This window comes from Shewanella pealeana ATCC 700345, assembly GCF_000018285.1.
GTDB lineage: Bacteria > Pseudomonadota > Gammaproteobacteria > Enterobacterales > Shewanellaceae > Shewanella > Shewanella pealeana.
This window is the reverse complement of the sequence record NC_009901.1, coordinates 1,243,630-1,260,109: the sequence shown is the minus strand read 5'-3', so window position 1 is coordinate 1,260,109 and position 16,480 is coordinate 1,243,630. Positions and strand designations below refer to the sequence as shown.

Genomic DNA, 16,480 nt, shown 5'->3' with positions numbered 1-16,480 from the left:
TTACTCAATTCCGCCTACACGGTTAAAGCGAACCCCAGTTGGGATCCAAGTCGGTAAAAAGTCCGCAGGCTTTCTGTCAAACTCGAAGCTAATCCAAATGGCTACAGCTTTACCCACTAAATTCTGTTCTGGAACGAAGCCCCAGTAGCGACTGTCTTGACTGTTGTCACGGTTGTCACCCATAGCAAAGTATTGCCCTTCTGGTACAACAAACTCTGTCAGAGGGACATTTTCTTGTCGGTAAAAATGACTAATCATATCTGGACGAGACGGATTGATTAAGATGTCATGACTCACGTCACCGACCTGCTCTTTATAACGGACCAAAGCCGTACCATTTTGAGAGAACTCTCCACGGTTAACCAAGGCTCTATCAACCATCTTTAGCTCTGGGCAAGGGCTTTGCCCCTCTGCACACGCTGGCTGGATATAAAGATCTTTGTTGCGATAAATAATTCGGTCACCCGGTAAGCCTATAATGCGTTTGATGTAATCGACTTGTGGATTAACTGGATATTTAAACACTGCCACATCGCCACGCTCTGGCTTACCCGTCTCTTTAAGCGTAGTACGCCAGACAGGATCTTTAATACCGTAGCTAAACTTCTCTACTAAGATGAAATCTCCCACAAGCAAAGTAGGCATCATAGAGCCTGACGGGATCTGAAACGGCTCATAAATAAAAGAACGTAGGATCAATACAAAAGCGATAACAGGGAAGATAGACTTAGATGTTTCAACCAGTGCTGATTCACGCATAATCTTATCGACGCTTTCTTCACTCAAATCTGCTTGTGCAGCTTGAGCCATTGCTAACTTCTCACGGCGCTTAGGTGCAAAAAACAGAGCGTCTGCCATCCACACTAAACCGCTAGTTAAGGTAACCAACACCAATATTAGAGAAAAATAGGCTGCCATTATTAAATAAACTCCTGCCAAACATAATCGGTTTCATGGCGATAGCGCCATTGTCATTAATGGTTATACGCCAGTAATGAAAGCGCCGCAAATTGCGGCGCTCAGTCTAGCGATATATTAACAATTCTTAACGAGTAAGCTTAATCGTTAAGCTTTAGTACCGCTAAGAATGCTTCTTGAGGCACCTCAACGTTACCAACCTGCTTCATACGTTTCTTACCTTCTTTCTGCTTGTTCAGTAGTTTCTTCTTACGAGATACGTCACCACCGTAACATTTAGCAGTTACGTCTTTACGCATAGCTTTAATCGATGAACGCGCAATAATCTGACTACCAACCGCCGCTTGTACCGCAATATCAAACATTTGACGAGGAATAAGCTCTTTCATCTTATTCACAAGCGCTAGACCTTTAGAGCGGATCAATCCTTTGTGGATAATCATGGCCAATGCATCGACTCTGTCACCGTTGATCAAGATATCTAAACGTACCATGTCAGCAGGCTCAAAGCGGATAAAGTTATACTCAAGAGAAGCATAACCGCGACTGGTTGATTTAAGACGGTCGAAGAAATCCATGACCACTTCAGCCATTGGTAATTCGTAGGTCAACGCCACTTGGTTACCGTGGTAAACCAAATTGGTTTGTACACCACGCTTTTCGATACATAGGGTAATTACGTTACCTAAGTATTCTTTTGGAACCAAAATATTGGTTTCAACAATCGGCTCACGCATCTCAGCGATATTGTTAACCGCTGGCAGATCAGATGGGTTATCAACGTAGATCGTCTCACCATTAGTCTGAACGATTTCATACACTACCGTTGGCGCTGTAGTGATTAGCTCTAAGTTGTATTCACGCTCTAGACGCTCTTGAATAATCTCCATGTGGAGCAGACCCAAGAAGCCAATACGGAAACCAAAACCTAGTGCAGATGAAGTTTCTGGTTCGAAAAATAGTGATGCATCGTTCAAGCTTAGCTTGTTCAGCGCGTCACGGAAGTTTTCGTAATCGTCAGTAGAGATTGGGAATAAACCAGCATAAACTTGTGGTTTAACCTTTTTAAAACCTGCTAAAGGTGTTTCAGCACCGTGCTTAGAGTGAGTCAAGGTATCACCTACAGGTGCACCGTGAATCTCTTTAATACCCGCAATAACGAAGCCTACTTCACCGGTTTTTAGCTCGGTAGTATCGGTTTGCTTAGGCGTGAAAATACCAACACGATCAGCGTTGTAGTTCTGCCCTGTAGACATAACCTTAAACTTGTCGCCTTTTTTCAAAATGCCGTTCTTGATACGAACTAGAGACACGACGCCTAAGTAGCTATCGAACCAAGAGTCGATAATCAGCGCTTGAAGTGGACCTTCTGGATCGCCTTCTGGCGGTGGAATTTGCTCGACGATAACTTCAAGAACATCTTTAATACCGATACCCGTTTTAGCTGAACATCGAACTGCATCAGTAGCTTCAATGCCCACGATGTCTTCAATTTCTTCAGCTACACGGTCTGGATCAGCCTGCGGCAGATCGATCTTGTTCAGAACAGGAACAACGTCCATATCCATCTCAAGTGCGGTATAACAGTTTGCTAGGGTTTGTGCCTCAACGCCTTGACCAGCGTCAACAACCAATAATGCCCCTTCACATGCTGCAAGCGAACGTGATACTTCATAAGAGAAGTCAACGTGGCCAGGGGTATCAATGAAGTTTAGCTGGTAGGTTTCACCATCATTAGCTAAGTAATCCAAAGTTACACTTTGGGCTTTGATGGTAATACCGCGCTCACGCTCAATATCCATTGAGTCAAGAACTTGCGCAGCCATTTCACGATCGGTTAAGCCACCGCATTCTTGAATAAGGCGATCTGATAGTGTTGATTTGCCGTGGTCAATATGGGCAATAATTGAAAAGTTTCTAATATGCTTCATTATGCTGGGATGACTTAACTCGAAGTTGATAAAAATTTTAAAGTGCAGAATTGTACCCGATCGCAGCTTTAATACCAATTTTTATAGTCTGATAACTGAGGAATAATAACTAATGGCCAGTGTTGTGCCTAATTAGCTATCTCGATAGGCTTGCCCAGAGACTTGATAATGACAGGCTGCGCCTGCGCTTCTAATCTCTTGGCCGCTTTTTTTCCGACAGCCCAGAAACAGAAACTACCGACTAATGCTCCCGAAATAGATAACAGTTCAGAAGCGCTTCCTATTAAAGAGCCGATTTGATTAGCGCTGAAAGCGCCAATAAACAACCCAATAAGCGGTAAAATATAGACTAAGGTTGCTGCTTTTAAGATTACGCTTTCCGGTAAACCCAGTTTTAAGCGCTCGCCTTTAACAAACTGCCGATCACTCTGAATTGAAAAACGTTGTACTTTAGGCGAAAAGGCTTTTGAAACGGCAGATGTGCCACAAGAATCACCGCTTTCACAATGATTACAGGCACTCTTCATCTCAACTTCAACAACGACCCAACCAGAGTTGCCATTAGCGACAACTCTAGCGATTTCTTCCATCATGATAGAACCTTCATCACTGCAACATGATGCTTTTAGCAATGCGACTCAAGGTCTCAGCAGGAACCTTACCCACTGCAACCACCTCGGCATTACCAACTCGCTCTGTTGCAAGTGATAATCCATTGCGGGTCACTAACTCCTCTGGCAGTGGTGCCTCCCCCGCCTTGGCAACGTAAACAGAAATATGAGCTAGACCATCACTTATGGCTATGTACTCAACCGCTTCCTTACTGCCTATTAGCCTGTGTTGATCTTTAATCAGCACCTTAAAGCCTGCTGGTAACCAGCTAAACTGCCAGTCTTCGCCGCCGTCTCTGTCTGATTGAGACAAGACAGGAGGCCACTCCTGCTTGTAGGCTTCTTTTAGAATAGCAGGTACTTCATCAAGCACTAATAGTTCAACCACTAACAGCTGCTCTAATAGTTGTTTGTCACCACTTATCATGTCGAAACGCAGCGGCAAGTATGTATCCATATCCATCCAAACTTGATAACCATAACGGTTATTGTCGGTCGGAATGATACGTACAAGCTGACCTGGTCGACCTGCAATTCGGCTACGACCACCCAACACGAACTGATAGCCCTCTTCCAGCTTGGAGACATCGTCGGCTAATGCTCCAGGGATAACGCCCTGAATGCGATTAGAGTGAACACTATAAGCGGGTTGGTCATGCTCAATGAAGGTCACGGTATTACCCACACGCACAGCATTTTTAGGTGGTCCATTTAGATGTTCTAAAAAGGCCACTTCTTCATCTTCAACTTTACCGTGTATATAAACCAGAGGGCGGATATGGTCTGCCTGAAGTTGGATAAGGGAAATTTTAAATTCTTGTTCACGCAGGGCTTGGCTCATATTTTCTAGCCAAGCTTTGGCGGGCATGTCTTCCCGCGCCATCGCGGGAAAACTCATGGCTATAATAGCCAATAGGATTAGACGCAAGCTAACTCCTCATTATTGAGCAACAGGTGTAGTATCGACCTCGCTATTGTCGTCGATATTCACTCCATTATTCAATCTTTGTTGCAACATATGATCTTGAATATAGGCATTGATACGGCGACGCTGGTCAGCAACCTGATCATTGGTATAGCTTTGATTCTGCTGTATCGCGCCGGTTTGTAGGCTTACAGGTGAAGCACTACCTATTAATGGACGCGTATTAAGCACAGGTAATGGAGAGTTGTCCATTAACGTATCTTGGTTGTAGTTCTGCACACCAACAACGGCAACCATAGCGACTGTCGCAGCAATAGCGTACTGGCCGAACTGCTTGAATAGTGGAATAACCTTACCACCTGACGCACTCTTTGACGCTGTCGTTGCAGCTGTAGGCTTAGGGGCCACAATCGCAGGTTCTTCATCAATGGCCGCCATAATGCTTGCGCTAAGATCCAAAGACATCGTCTTTGGTAACTCACCACGCATCGCATCACCAATTAAATGATAATCACGCCACTGTTCATGTGAATCTGCGTCAGCGACTAATTCAGCTAACGTGTGCTCATCAATTTCACCATCGACAGCAGCAGATACCCATTCCTGACCTAACTTATCCATTATTCACCTATCTATTTAAGATGCTAACGTTCTAGCAACGGCTTAAGCTTTTTATCGATTGCCTCTCGCGCTCTGAAGATCCGTGATCTTACAGTGCCTACAGGGCAATCCATGACATTGGCAATCTCTTCATAACTCATACCATCGAGCTCTCGAAGTGAGATAGCCATCTTCAATTCTTCTGGCAAAGTGTCTAAAGTGTCGAAGACAACCTTTTGAATCTCTTCTGACAAAACCAGACGCTCCGGGGAGGCAAACTCCTTTAGCGCGTCACTGCCATCATAGTATTCGGCTTCTTCAGCATCGACATCATTCGCTGGGGCACGACGTCCCTGAGCGACCAGATGATTCTTAGCAGTATTCACTGCAATGCGGTACAACCAAGTATAAAACGCACTTTCACCACGAAAGTTTGGTAGTGCTCGGTAAGCTTTAATAAAAGCTTCCTGCGAAACATCGGCAACGTCGGCCTGATTTCGTACGTAACGAGATATCAGATTCGCGACCTTGTTTTGATATTTCTGTACCAAAAGGTTAAAAGCGTTTTTGTCTCCACGCTGTACGCGCTCAACTAACTGTTGATCACTTATTTGTCCACTCATCCGAGCCGACTACTCCTAAATCTAATACTGATTTCTCAGCCGCTCGAATCATATTCACTTATGTAGACTAGCGAGTTTCAAAAAAGTTCTAAAAAAATTTGCAAAGATGTGATTTTCTTTTATGGAAGCAATGATTTTTTATATGCGACCTATGAAAGTATCCATATTCGGCGTCATGGTTTAACATAGTCGGACTCCCAGATAACTCTATGATACCTGATGAAACAAGTAGTTGAACACCAATCTGACGTTTTGGTTATCGGCAGTGGTGCTGCCGGTCTCACTTTAGCTTTGCATCTTGCTGAAAAATCAAAAGTTATTTTGCTTTCCAAAGGACCACTAAGTGAAGGCTCGACCTATTATGCTCAGGGCGGTATTGCCTCTGTCTTCGATGAAGATGACACCATTGAGTCCCACGTTGCCGACACATTAGTTGCCGGAGCAGGCCTTTGCGACGAGCCTGTTGTCAAATTTACTGCCGAAAATGCCAAGGCTGCCATGCAATGGTTAATCAATTGTGGCGTAGCCTTCGATAAAGAAGATGTACCAGCCGGTAGTACTGCCGAAGCCCCTTATCACTTAACCCGTGAAGGCGGTCATAGTCACCGACGCATTCTACATGCCGCCGATGCAACAGGCAAAGAGGTGCAGGTCACCTTGCAAGACCAAGCCCGCAATCATCCCAACATTCAAGTGTTAGAGCGTTATAACGCCATCGACTTAATTACCACTCGTAAATTAAATCGTCCGGGTAACCGCGTTCAAGGTGCCTATATTTGGAATAGAGATGAAGAGCACGTTGAAACCGTTAGGGCACGTTTCGTTGCCTTAGCAACAGGTGGTAGTTCAAAGGTTTATCAATATACCTCTAATCCTGACATCGCATCTGGTGATGGTATTGCAATGGCGTGGCGCTCAGGTTGTCGTATTGCCAATATGGAGTTCAACCAATTCCATCCAACCTGTCTTTATCACGCCGATGCCAAAAACTTTTTGCTTACCGAAGCCCTTCGCGGTGAAGGCGCGTTTTTACGTCGTCCAGATGGCACCCGTTTTATGCCAGAGTTTGATGAGCGAGCCGAACTTGCACCGCGCGACATCGTCGCCCGCGCAATCGATTATGAAATGAAGCGCCTAGGCTCGGATTGTGTCTATCTAGATATTACCCATAAGCCAGCAGACTTTATCATCAAGCACTTTCCAACTATCCATAAGCGCTGTTTAGAGCTCGGCATAGATATAACAACTGACCCTATACCAGTCGTACCTGCGGCGCACTATACCTGTGGTGGGGTCATGACAGATTTACACGGCCAAACCGATCTCAACGGCTTATACGCCATAGGTGAAGTGGCTTATACGGGTCTGCACGGTGCTAATCGCTTAGCCAGTAATTCGCTGCTTGAATGTTTAGTCTTTGCTCGAGCTGCCGCCGAAGACATCGAGAGTCAGCTAGGCAAGATCCCAATGCCAAGCTCTCTGCCCGCATGGGATGAGAGCCAAGTCTCTAACTCAGATGAAGAAGTGGTGATTGCCCATAACTGGCATGAACTGCGTCTATTTATGTGGGATTACGTCGGTATTGTACGCTCCGATAAACGCCTCGAGCGCGCGCTGCGACGCTGCGTGATGTTACAGCAAGAGATCCAAGAGTATTACAGTAACTTTAGAGTCAGTAATAATCTATTGGAGCTACGTAACCTAGTGCAAGTTGCCGAGCTAATCATTCGCTGCGCCATGGAGCGTAAAGAGAGCCGAGGACTGCATTACAACATCGATCATCCAAACAAGGATGAATCACCAAAGCCAACCATATTACAACCTGATTAGCTACAGCCAGATTAGCCCTTTGGTTAACAACTGTTTTTAACGAGAATAGTTAGTCTTTCACCTCTGACTAGCTAACTGCAATAGACGACACAGATGTCGATAGTTTGTGTCGTCTAACATATCCGCCCATAGTACGAGTCTTTTCTTTCCTCCCGCAAAAGTGACATCAAACATCACCGCAAATGGTGTAATGACAGGCTTCCCCTGTAAAACAAAGTCGGTCCCATATTTAAATCGGCCTCCTCCATCTGCCTTAAGTACAAACTGGCATCGCCAGTGCTTTAATCGATAAATCTGCCAAATAAAAAAGGTACAGCAGGCACTGAATAATAGAAATTTGAGCAAGATATAAACGGTATTTTCAGCGTAAGGCCAAATAAGGAAAGAGCTTAAACAGATAAGGGCAATAACGGTCAGAGAGAGTCGCTGACCGTTGGAAGAAATCAGATCGAAGCTATGCTGCTGGACGTCCACGAACCTTGATTATCATTTCGGCAAACGCAGGATTTGGGCACTGCTCATGTCCCATAAACCAAGCAAACAATTCTGGATCTTCGCATTCGAGTAATCTCACAAAAGTGTCTTTATCTTTTATCGACATCGCTTCATATTGCTGCTCAACAAAAGGCTGAAATAGTACATCTAGCTCCAGCATGCCTCTGCGGCAAGCCCATTTAACTCTAGGTAATTTCATTGGTTCTTGGCTTGACTCAGACAAAGTTAACACTCCAATTTTTTATCGTTTTTAGTAGTATCGCTAGTGTATCAGTTGCCGAGTCTTTGTGTCGATATTGATAACACAGGGTAACCGATTACTCTTCGCCGCCTATTTGTTCAGATGGGTAAATGGTGCGCTAGAGCTGTTGAACGGTTAAATCCTTTCCCGCAAACAACTCTGTAAAATCAGTTTCTAACAAGCGCTTAACTGCTGGGTGCTGGATCATACGTTCAGCAAACATCACATGGTAGACCTCTTTAACTTCTGATGTTTCACCCAGTAGAGTCATACCATGAGCAAGAATGTCCTGCTTGTAAATCGATGGGGCCACAAAGATCCCCTGCTTAAAGAATCCAAACGATTTCATCATTGCCGCATCGTCAAATTCACCAAGAATACTGACATTTAAGGCTTTTTCATCGAACCATCGAACCAACTGCTGTCCAAGTGAAGTTCGTCTTCCTGGAATAAGTAATTTTCCCTGCTCTAAACACTGCGGGAAAGGCTTTGAGTAAGTATCAGCAGAGAAAAAAGCGACCCCCGACTCACCTAATTGTTTAGATAAGATCTCAGGATACTTCAAACTCTCCCCTGCACAATCGGATAGAATCATATCCAACTTATGCTCACGCAGTCTTGTCATTAAGTCTTCATGTGTTGCCTCATAACAAGCTAGGTGCATTGAGCCATCACTCGGTACGACAGACAATAACACTCGACTCGTTAATGCTTTAGATAGCGCCGCAGCTATTCCTACCTCAAATAAAATATTCTCATCTTTTTGATAGTTCAGCAGATCTAACATTTCATAACTGAGGCTAAACATCTTGTCGGCATAACGAAATACCAATTCCCCCAGTTCAGTAGGCTCCAATGAACGACCTACTCGCTTAAATAAGCTTCCCTTAAGACTGGCCTCCAATACTCGGATTTGTCCAGTAACCGTTTGAGGGGTTAAACATAACGCCTCTGCAGCCTTTGCAACAGTTCCTTTCTTTTGGATCATCCAGAAGTAATAGAGATGGTTGTAGTTTAGATTAGCCATGATAAATACTACTGTTATATAAATAAAAAAGAGGCAACTTATTCAGTTGCCTCGTTAATTTAGTTTAACTTACTTAAGACGCTGACAGTCCAATAAACCTGACATTGCGGTGGCTAAATCTTCTACATTTTTAATTTCGTTGGCAGAAAATGATTCAGCTAGACCAGCAACAAGTACGTCACGGTCAGGAAGGTTATCCTGACAAAAAGTCCGGTTTGCTTCCTGGAAACGCTTACCACCACGGTATTTAAGCGCTCGAGACTCATAGCCATCGGACTCTAATCGTTGGCCTACTGCAGCGCCTTTATACATCAAAGCACCATCAACCACGCCTTCAAGATAGTTTTGGCATACCACGCTATTGATATCCTGATTACAAACCTCAATCTGCTTGGCCGATGCCACTGAGCTAAAGCCCAGTCCTACAACTAATGCTAATAATGTGATTCTCATGCTTTTGCTCCTTTTTCAGGTAGCACCTTAGACAGCCAGAAATATCCTATGGTTGCCGATGCTATTGACCCCAATAAAATCCCTAATCTTGCATAATCTCCGTACATCTGCCCTTCACCAACAAAGGCAAGCGATGAGATAAACATAGACATAGTGAAACCAATACCACACATCACAGCAACAGGTGTAATGTGTCTCCAGCCCATACCTTCTGGTAATACCGCTAGCTTTAGCTTCACTGCAATATAGCTAAACAACATAATACCAAGCGGCTTACCAACCAGTAGTCCTAAAGCAATACCTAATGGTACAGGAGATAAGAGTGAGCTTAGGCTCATGCCACTCAAGTCTACGCCAGCATTCGCGAAGGCAAATATTGGTAAGATGATGAAGGTACTCCATGGGTGCAAACTGTGCTCTAAGCTTTCTGATGGCGACGAGCCGTCTTTCGCTCTAAGCGGAATACAGAAGGCGATAATTACGCCAGCTAATGTGGCATGTACACCAGACTTTAATACTGCAATCCACAGAATAAGACCCACTACGCCATAAGGTGCTAATGAGGTTACTCCTTTACGGTTTAGGCCTATTAAGCCAAGAATCGCAGCAGCAGCAATGATTAAGCTGATGGTCGATAAGTCTGTACTGTAGAAAAGCGCAATGATTACCACTACACCCAGATCGTCGATAATCGCAAGTGCTAACAAGAACACCTTTAACGCCACAGGCACACGGCTACCTAATAGCGCCATAATACCTAATGCAAATGCAATATCTGTCGCAGCCGGAATAGCCCAACCCACTTGAGTTATCGGATCAGAATAATTGAAAATAAGATAAACAGCCGCTGGGAAAACCATACCGCCAATCGCTGCAAACGTAGGTAAAGATGCCTGTGCTCGACTAGATAACGCTCCTTCGAGTAGCTCTCTTTTCACTTCTAAGCCGATAAGCATGAAGAAGATAGCCATCAAACCATCGTTGATCCAATGAATAAGTGTCTTATCGATATCTAGGTTACCAACACGAACTTGCATTTCTGTTTCCAGAAAGCCATGGTACATACCCGATAAAGGTGAGTTTGCTAAAATCATCGCTAGCACGACGGAAACCATCAAGAGAATGCCGCCTGCCGATTCCTGGCTTAGAAAATTTCTAATTGCCCGTTCCATTTTTACGCTCCATAAAATCTCAATACTTCCAGTTTAGCTGAATACGATTAACCTGAATAATCGTTTGCATCAGCCATAAACGTCGGAATATCCGAAGTATTGAGTCTAGTCCTAGTAAGAATAAATATCAAACATCAACAGAATAATCACGTTTTAAAAACTAACAGTAACAATAAAGTGCTGAGGATCACACTTTTTTAGCACTTAGAATGGTGTTCTATATTGTAAGTCTAGTTTTCTCTAAAAATGAGAGCCTAAATAACAAACTACCAAGGCATCGAAAATAACGAGCATTTGTTCAATTTACCAGCAGCCGCTAACTGAAGATAAGCTGAAAACAGGTTTAATCTATCAAGATAACAGGAGTTTTTACCGATTAAAGAAATTGTAAAGCAGGAATGTATGAGAGGTGACTTGAAAGGATTTAACTAAATTGATAAAAAACTCGCCATTAGGCGAGTTTTTTAAAGCTTATTTTAGAGCCAAGAAAGCTACACTGAGAATGGATAGCTAATCGCTTCGTGGTGCTCGTAACCTGTCACCTCAAAATCATCTATAGACACCCAAGTCTCAAGATCTTCGAGTGACTTAATATTAGGGTTAATGACAAGTTTAGGTGAAGTAAAAGGCTCACGCTTAAGCTGAACCTCCTGCATTAACTCTAACTGATCTTCATAGATATGGGCATTAACGATTTTATGAAATGCCGTTCCAGGCTTATGCCCAGTAATTTGCGCCATTAAGGCCAGTAGCGTAAAGACTTGAACTTGATTGAAGTTCAGCCCTAGGGGTACATCGCACGAACGCTGAAAACTGGTTAGGTGTAGCGTATCACCTACTAAAGAGAAGTTATGGGTATGCATACAAGGTCTTAAACAGCCCATGTGGAATTCACCAGGGTTATAGAAGCTTAAAATCTCGCCTCTATCGTCAATCCCCTTTGATAAGTCATCAACAATTTTGCGTAGCTGATCGATACATCCACCATCGGGCTTACTCCAAGCGCGGCCTTGCACACCATAAACACGCCCCATATCATCGATGCCTTTACGATGTGGGTTATCGAGCCATGCTTGATTGTCGTTAGCATTGGCGTTCCAGGTGTTGCAACCTATCGCCCGAAAATCAGCTGCATTGTCGTAACCACGAATGTAGCCAAGTAACTCTGCAATTGCTGCCTTGTAAAAACTCTTACGGGTGGTGATGAGTGGAAACTCATTTTTATCCACATGATAAACCAAATCAGCATTAATCACGGTGAGGCAACGTTTACCTGTTCGGCTATTCTCAACCCAAGTTCCTTCATCAATTAGTCGCTGACAAAGATCTAAATACTGTTTCATGATTATCTACCTATAAAAAGAGTTGCTGAGCTCACTCCCAGCGTCAAACGAAGAAATGCTACCAATAATAGCTCAGTAGAACATTATGCTAAAACAAGTTTAAGGCCAACAAGGGCAAGGAAAACCGCAAAAAAACGCTTCAATTTTGCCGTTGGCAAGTTAGTTGCGGCCCGAGCGCCAACAGGAGCCATTAACATAGAGGTTGAAACGATACCAATTAAGGCTGGCAAATAGATGTACCCAAGCGTCCATTCCGGTAAGCTCGACGTATTCCAGCCTGCTAGCGTATAACCAATACTGCCGAACGAAGCTATCAACAATCCTGTTGCCGCCGAAAAACCGACAGCATAACGCATCTGCAGCCCGCACCAAGTTAAAAATGGCACTAAGAGTACTCCACCGCCAATCCCCATCAGCGCAGCAATAATCGCAATACCTGTTGCGGCGAAAAATAAGCTTATCGGGCCAGGCATGGCTCGGTTAGATTCAGCTTTAAACGGGAATGCCATCTGCACGGCCATCAAGATAACGAAGATTGCAAAAATTTGCTGCAATGATTTAGCTGGGATCATTTCAGAAATAAAACCTGAACACATTGCCCCTAACACAAAGCCGGGCAGCATGGATTTAAATAAGGGCCAAGGAATGTTTTGCCGCTTATGGTGTGCACGAGCAGAGGAGAGCGAAGTTAGAATAATTGCGGCTAAAGAGGTCGCTATCGCAACATGGGGTAAGCTTTCTGACGCAATGCCTATTTGTGGGAGGATATGCAGCAATGCAGGAACCGCAATCAGACCGCCTCCGATCCCTAGCAGCCCGGCCATAAAACCGATCCCTGCACCTAAAACTAGGCAGATACACAATATATATAGCCAGCTTTCCACAAGCACTACCTTTAGTCGTTATGATTTATCAAGCTTAAAGCAATCAAGTCGGAGTTCATAGAGTATTAGCTCTTTTAACTTAATACCGATGCCAGACCCTTTTGCTCACAATATTGGCTCACTAGGTTCCTCACCTCTTCACCACTATTAAGCCTTAATACCTCATGCAGTAACTGATTCAGCTCAGCTTGGGCAACCCGTCTTAAAAGGTAATTAATACGCGCCAAGCTAGCTTGGTTCATACTCAGTTGCTCGTACCCCATGGCAATTAACAACATCGCGCCTAGAGGTTCGCCTGCCAGTTCTCCGCAAACACTAATTGGCAGCTTATGCTCGTTACAGCGCTCAACAGCAAACTTAAGCGCTCTCAGTACCCCAGGATGATAGCTATCAAACAAGGGGCTCACGCTCGGATTGTTACGATCGACCGCCAACAAGTATTGAGTTAAATCATTCGAGCCCACAGAGACAAAATCCACACGTTTAGAGACTTCATCGAGCTGATACAAGAGCACGGGCACTTCCAGCATGATGCCCACTTTTGGCATAGTGATTTGTTTACCTAATTCAGCAGTTAACTCCTGACAAGCTTGCTCCAAATAAATCAGTGCTAAATCCACCTCTTCAAGGTTACTGACCATAGGTAGAAGTATGTGTAACTGCTGTGAGCCTATCGCAGCTTGCAACATGGCTCTAAGCTGAATGAGAAATAACTCAGGGTGGTCCAGTGACAACCGAATACCGCGCCAACCTAGAAACGGGTTGTCTTCCACGATAGGGAAATAGTCGAGGGGTTTATCTCCACCCACATCAAGTGTGCGCATTACTACAGGCTTGTCGCCTGCTGCTTTCAGAACTTTTCTATAGATCTCAAGTTGCTCAATCTCGCCAGGGAAGCACTGCTTGAGCATAAATAAAATCTCGGTACGGTAGAGCCCGATGCCATCTGAGTCGCAGCCAGTTTCTGAGTCTACACTGGAGAGTAAGCCGCTATTAATATAGAGATAAATTCGCTTACCATCTGAAGTGACCGTTTTAAATGGTAACTCTTGAGCATACTGGCGCTGCTGCTCGACTTGTGCAGCGATTAAGCTCTGATATTCAGACAGTACAAACGCCGTCGGCTCAATAATCACCTGGCCACGATTGGCGTTAATGATGATCTGTGACTGTTCAACATTGGCGCTTAAGATGCCATCGACACCAATTATCGCAGGGACTCCCATAGCACGAGCGAGAATGGAGGCATGGGAGTTAGCCCCGCCAAATTCAGTCACTATGCCCGCAAGTTTTTGTCTTGGAAATTCAGCTAACAGCGTGGTACTTGCTTCACGAGCAATTAAAATCACTGGGGTTTCAGGCTCTAAAAAAATCTTATTAGGCTCAATCAACTGCCTAAGCACTCTTTGTCCCAGATCCCTTATATCACTAGCCCGCTCCCTTAAATACAGATCACTCATCGACTCAAAGTGTTCTATATAGCGTTTTGATACCCGACAAACTGCCGTTTCAGCGCACCAACCGGATCTAACATCTTTAATGTACTCGCCGCCTAGGCTTTGTTTTTCAAGTAAAAGTAGCAAGGCATTAAATATAGATGCGGCTTCTTCATCTTTCTCTCTGTCAAAGCGCTGCGATAATCCAACCAATAAGTCTTTACAGCGATTCATGGCCTCTTGAAGACGCAGCAACTCCGCTGCGATTGACAGGGCTTTGTGCTCTACAAGATCAAAGGAGATCTGCCCGCCCAGCACCAGCGCCTTAGCTATCGCGATTCCTTTTGACGCTTGGGTACCTGTGTAATAACGCTGCTGTAGGCTGTCGCCAGACTTTTCCCTATGTGTCAGTCCTTTGATAGCCACGGCGAGTTGCGCTGCGAGCGTCATTAAAAATGCTTCTTCTCCTTCACTAAATTGCCGCGCTTGAACTTGCTGAACAACAATTACGCCAATCACCAATTTTTGATAAACGATAGGCACAGCAAGAAAGGCGCTATAGGCTTCTTCGGCGACTTCAGGGAGTAATTTAAATCTAGGATGTGAAGCCGCATCGGCTAAGTTAATGGCTTCTTCACGCTGGGCAACAAGTCCAACTAAGCCTTGAGTAATGGGGAGTTTGACGCGATTAACTGCTGAAGGATCTAGGCCATCTGTCGCTGAGAGAACAAGGTGTTGCTCTTCTATAATGTAGATAGAGCAACATTCGGTCATCATAGCTTGTTTGGTTTGCGTAACCAGCAATTCTAACGCGTTTTGAAGGTCGCGAGCTGAAGCTACTGCTTGTGTGATATCTCTAAGTGTTTTGAGCACTAACGCAAACCTCCCTATTTAGCTTCTACGCATACCTCGTCTTCTGTTATTCGACTCTTTAACCTGTAGAGGTAAAGTGGTCACCGCGAACTCTTTCATGACTTTTCGGTAAACATCTCTTTTAAAAGAAACGACTTGTCTTACTGGATACCAATAACTCACCCAACGCCAATCATCAAACTCAGGATGACCACTTGCGTTAAGATCTATGGCAGTTTCGGCACTTTTCAATTGTAGCAAAAACCACTTCTGTTTTTGCCCTATACACACGGGTTTACTATCTTGTCTGATTAACCGCTTAGGTAGCCTATAGCGTAACCATGATCGCGTCGATGTTAGAATTTGCACATGTTCTGGCTTTAATCCTACTTCTTCGTATAACTCACGATACATGGCCTCTTCTGCTGACTCTCCATCGTCAACGCCACCCTGAGGAAATTGCCAGGAATGTTGGCCAAATCGTCTTGCCCACATAACCTGCCCAAAGCGATTACAGATAATGATGCCCACATTCGCGCGAAAGCCGTCACTATCAATCACATGGACTCCGAACTATTAACTATTAATCTTTTGATTGTTTCACAAAGCGTGTCCGGCGGCAAATATCTGTTAACCACAAATCTTTGGATAAATCCTCATTAATGCCAACCTTATCAACAGAGCAGCCGATTAATAACTGATGATATCCACAGAAACTGTGGATATCTCTGTTGGAAACTCGATTAAAGTCCAATAACTTACGCTTTTAGTCCAAATTTATTAATTTCACAACAATTAACAACTAAGCAATAGTAGCAATAAAAACAATGCTTTAACCAGGGAGTCAAAAGTAAAAAGTATTAAGCCACCCATCCAAGCTCACTTTTTAACCAGTTAATTTAAATTCCATAAACTGATAAATGAGCAAAAGGTGTTATTCACAAGTGCAATAGTTTTGCGCTATAAAAAAGCCAAAAAGTGCCAAATAATTGCATTGACAGATCACATTTATTTCAGTAGTAACTCTCAAGATTGGAGTTATCCAACAAATCTGTGGATAACTATGTTGGAAAAAGTGGGAAAGCAGTGGTGTAACTCTACCGCAAGTAAGTAAAAGCATTGATACAAAAAGAAGATCA

16 protein-coding genes are annotated in these 16,480 nt (G+C 44.0%); 1 reads left to right on the top strand and 15 read right to left on the bottom strand.

The window, feature by feature from the left end; translation table 11 throughout:
- The 6 genes from lepB to rpoE form a co-directional block, all read right to left on the bottom strand.
- Nucleotides 1-918: a signal peptidase I gene (gene lepB / locus SPEA_RS05405; RefSeq protein ID WP_012154294.1), complete on the bottom strand. Its 918-nt coding sequence runs from the start codon at nt 916-918 to the stop codon at nt 1-3.
- Nucleotides 919-1,058: 140 nt separating this feature from the next.
- Complete coding sequence (lepA, locus tag SPEA_RS05400) at nt 1,059-2,849, bottom strand: translation elongation factor 4 (RefSeq protein ID WP_012154293.1); 1,791 nt, start codon at nt 2,847-2,849, stop codon at nt 1,059-1,061.
- Nucleotides 2,850-2,977: 128 nt separating this feature from the next.
- Nucleotides 2,978-3,442, bottom strand: coding sequence for a SoxR reducing system RseC family protein (locus SPEA_RS05395; RefSeq protein WP_012154292.1), 465 nt, complete (start codon nt 3,440-3,442; stop codon nt 2,978-2,980).
- A 13-nt stretch (nt 3,443-3,455) separates the two neighbouring features.
- Nucleotides 3,456-4,388, bottom strand: coding sequence for a MucB/RseB C-terminal domain-containing protein (locus tag SPEA_RS05390; RefSeq protein ID WP_012154291.1), 933 nt, complete (start codon nt 4,386-4,388; stop codon nt 3,456-3,458).
- Nucleotides 4,389-4,400: 12 nt separating this feature from the next.
- Nucleotides 4,401-5,006: a sigma-E factor negative regulatory protein gene (locus SPEA_RS05385; RefSeq protein ID WP_012154290.1), complete on the bottom strand. Its 606-nt coding sequence runs from the start codon at nt 5,004-5,006 to the stop codon at nt 4,401-4,403.
- 23 nt (nt 5,007-5,029) lie between these two features.
- Nucleotides 5,030-5,608, bottom strand: a complete 579-nt coding sequence (rpoE, locus tag SPEA_RS05380; RefSeq protein WP_012154289.1) for an RNA polymerase sigma factor RpoE — start codon at nt 5,606-5,608, stop codon at nt 5,030-5,032.
- A gap of 219 nt (nt 5,609-5,827) precedes the next feature.
- Here rpoE and nadB point away from each other — a divergent pair, with 219 nt between their 5' ends.
- Complete coding sequence (gene nadB, locus SPEA_RS05375) at nt 5,828-7,438, top strand: L-aspartate oxidase (protein WP_012154288.1); 1,611 nt, start codon at nt 5,828-5,830, stop codon at nt 7,436-7,438.
- A 57-nt stretch (nt 7,439-7,495) separates the two neighbouring features.
- Here nadB and SPEA_RS05370 read toward each other — a convergent pair whose 3' ends face one another.
- From SPEA_RS05370 to rppH, 9 genes are all read right to left on the bottom strand, one after another.
- The gene (locus SPEA_RS05370; RefSeq protein ID WP_012154287.1) at nt 7,496-7,912 is read right to left on the bottom strand and encodes a protein YgfX; all 417 of its coding nucleotides are present in this window, start codon (nt 7,910-7,912) and stop codon (nt 7,496-7,498) included.
- The gene (locus SPEA_RS05365; protein ID WP_012154286.1) at nt 7,893-8,132 is read right to left on the bottom strand and encodes an FAD assembly factor SdhE; all 240 of its coding nucleotides are present in this window, start codon (nt 8,130-8,132) and stop codon (nt 7,893-7,895) included. Before SPEA_RS05365 ends, SPEA_RS05370 begins: the two co-directional genes overlap by 20 nt.
- Before the next feature lie 160 nt (nt 8,133-8,292).
- Nucleotides 8,293-9,201, bottom strand: a complete 909-nt coding sequence (gene nhaR / locus SPEA_RS05360) for a transcriptional activator NhaR (RefSeq protein WP_012154285.1) — start codon at nt 9,199-9,201, stop codon at nt 8,293-8,295.
- A 69-nt stretch (nt 9,202-9,270) separates the two neighbouring features.
- On the bottom strand, nt 9,271-9,654 hold the full coding sequence (locus SPEA_RS05355) for a hypothetical protein (RefSeq protein ID WP_012154284.1): 384 nt from the start codon (nt 9,652-9,654) through the stop codon (nt 9,271-9,273).
- Nucleotides 9,651-10,826, bottom strand: coding sequence for a Na+/H+ antiporter NhaA (gene nhaA, locus SPEA_RS05350; protein ID WP_012154283.1), 1,176 nt, complete (start codon nt 10,824-10,826; stop codon nt 9,651-9,653). The genes SPEA_RS05355 and nhaA overlap by 4 nt, the downstream gene beginning before the upstream one ends.
- 491 nt (nt 10,827-11,317) lie before the next feature.
- Nucleotides 11,318-12,169 carry a thymidylate synthase gene (locus SPEA_RS05345; RefSeq protein WP_012154282.1) on the bottom strand — a complete coding sequence of 284 codons (852 nt, stop codon included), beginning with the start codon at nt 12,167-12,169 and terminating at the stop codon, nt 11,318-11,320.
- An 83-nt stretch (nt 12,170-12,252) separates the two neighbouring features.
- Nucleotides 12,253-13,053 carry a sulfite exporter TauE/SafE family protein gene (locus tag SPEA_RS05340; protein WP_012154281.1) on the bottom strand — a complete coding sequence of 267 codons (801 nt, stop codon included), beginning with the start codon at nt 13,051-13,053 and terminating at the stop codon, nt 12,253-12,255.
- A gap of 74 nt (nt 13,054-13,127) precedes the next feature.
- Nucleotides 13,128-15,362, bottom strand: coding sequence for a phosphoenolpyruvate--protein phosphotransferase (ptsP, locus tag SPEA_RS05335; protein WP_012154280.1), 2,235 nt, complete (start codon nt 15,360-15,362; stop codon nt 13,128-13,130).
- An 18-nt stretch (nt 15,363-15,380) separates the two neighbouring features.
- Entirely contained in the window at nt 15,381-15,902 is a 522-nt protein-coding gene (gene rppH / locus SPEA_RS05330) for an RNA pyrophosphohydrolase (protein ID WP_012154279.1), read from the bottom strand.
- Between the last annotated feature and the right edge of the window lie 578 nt (nt 15,903-16,480).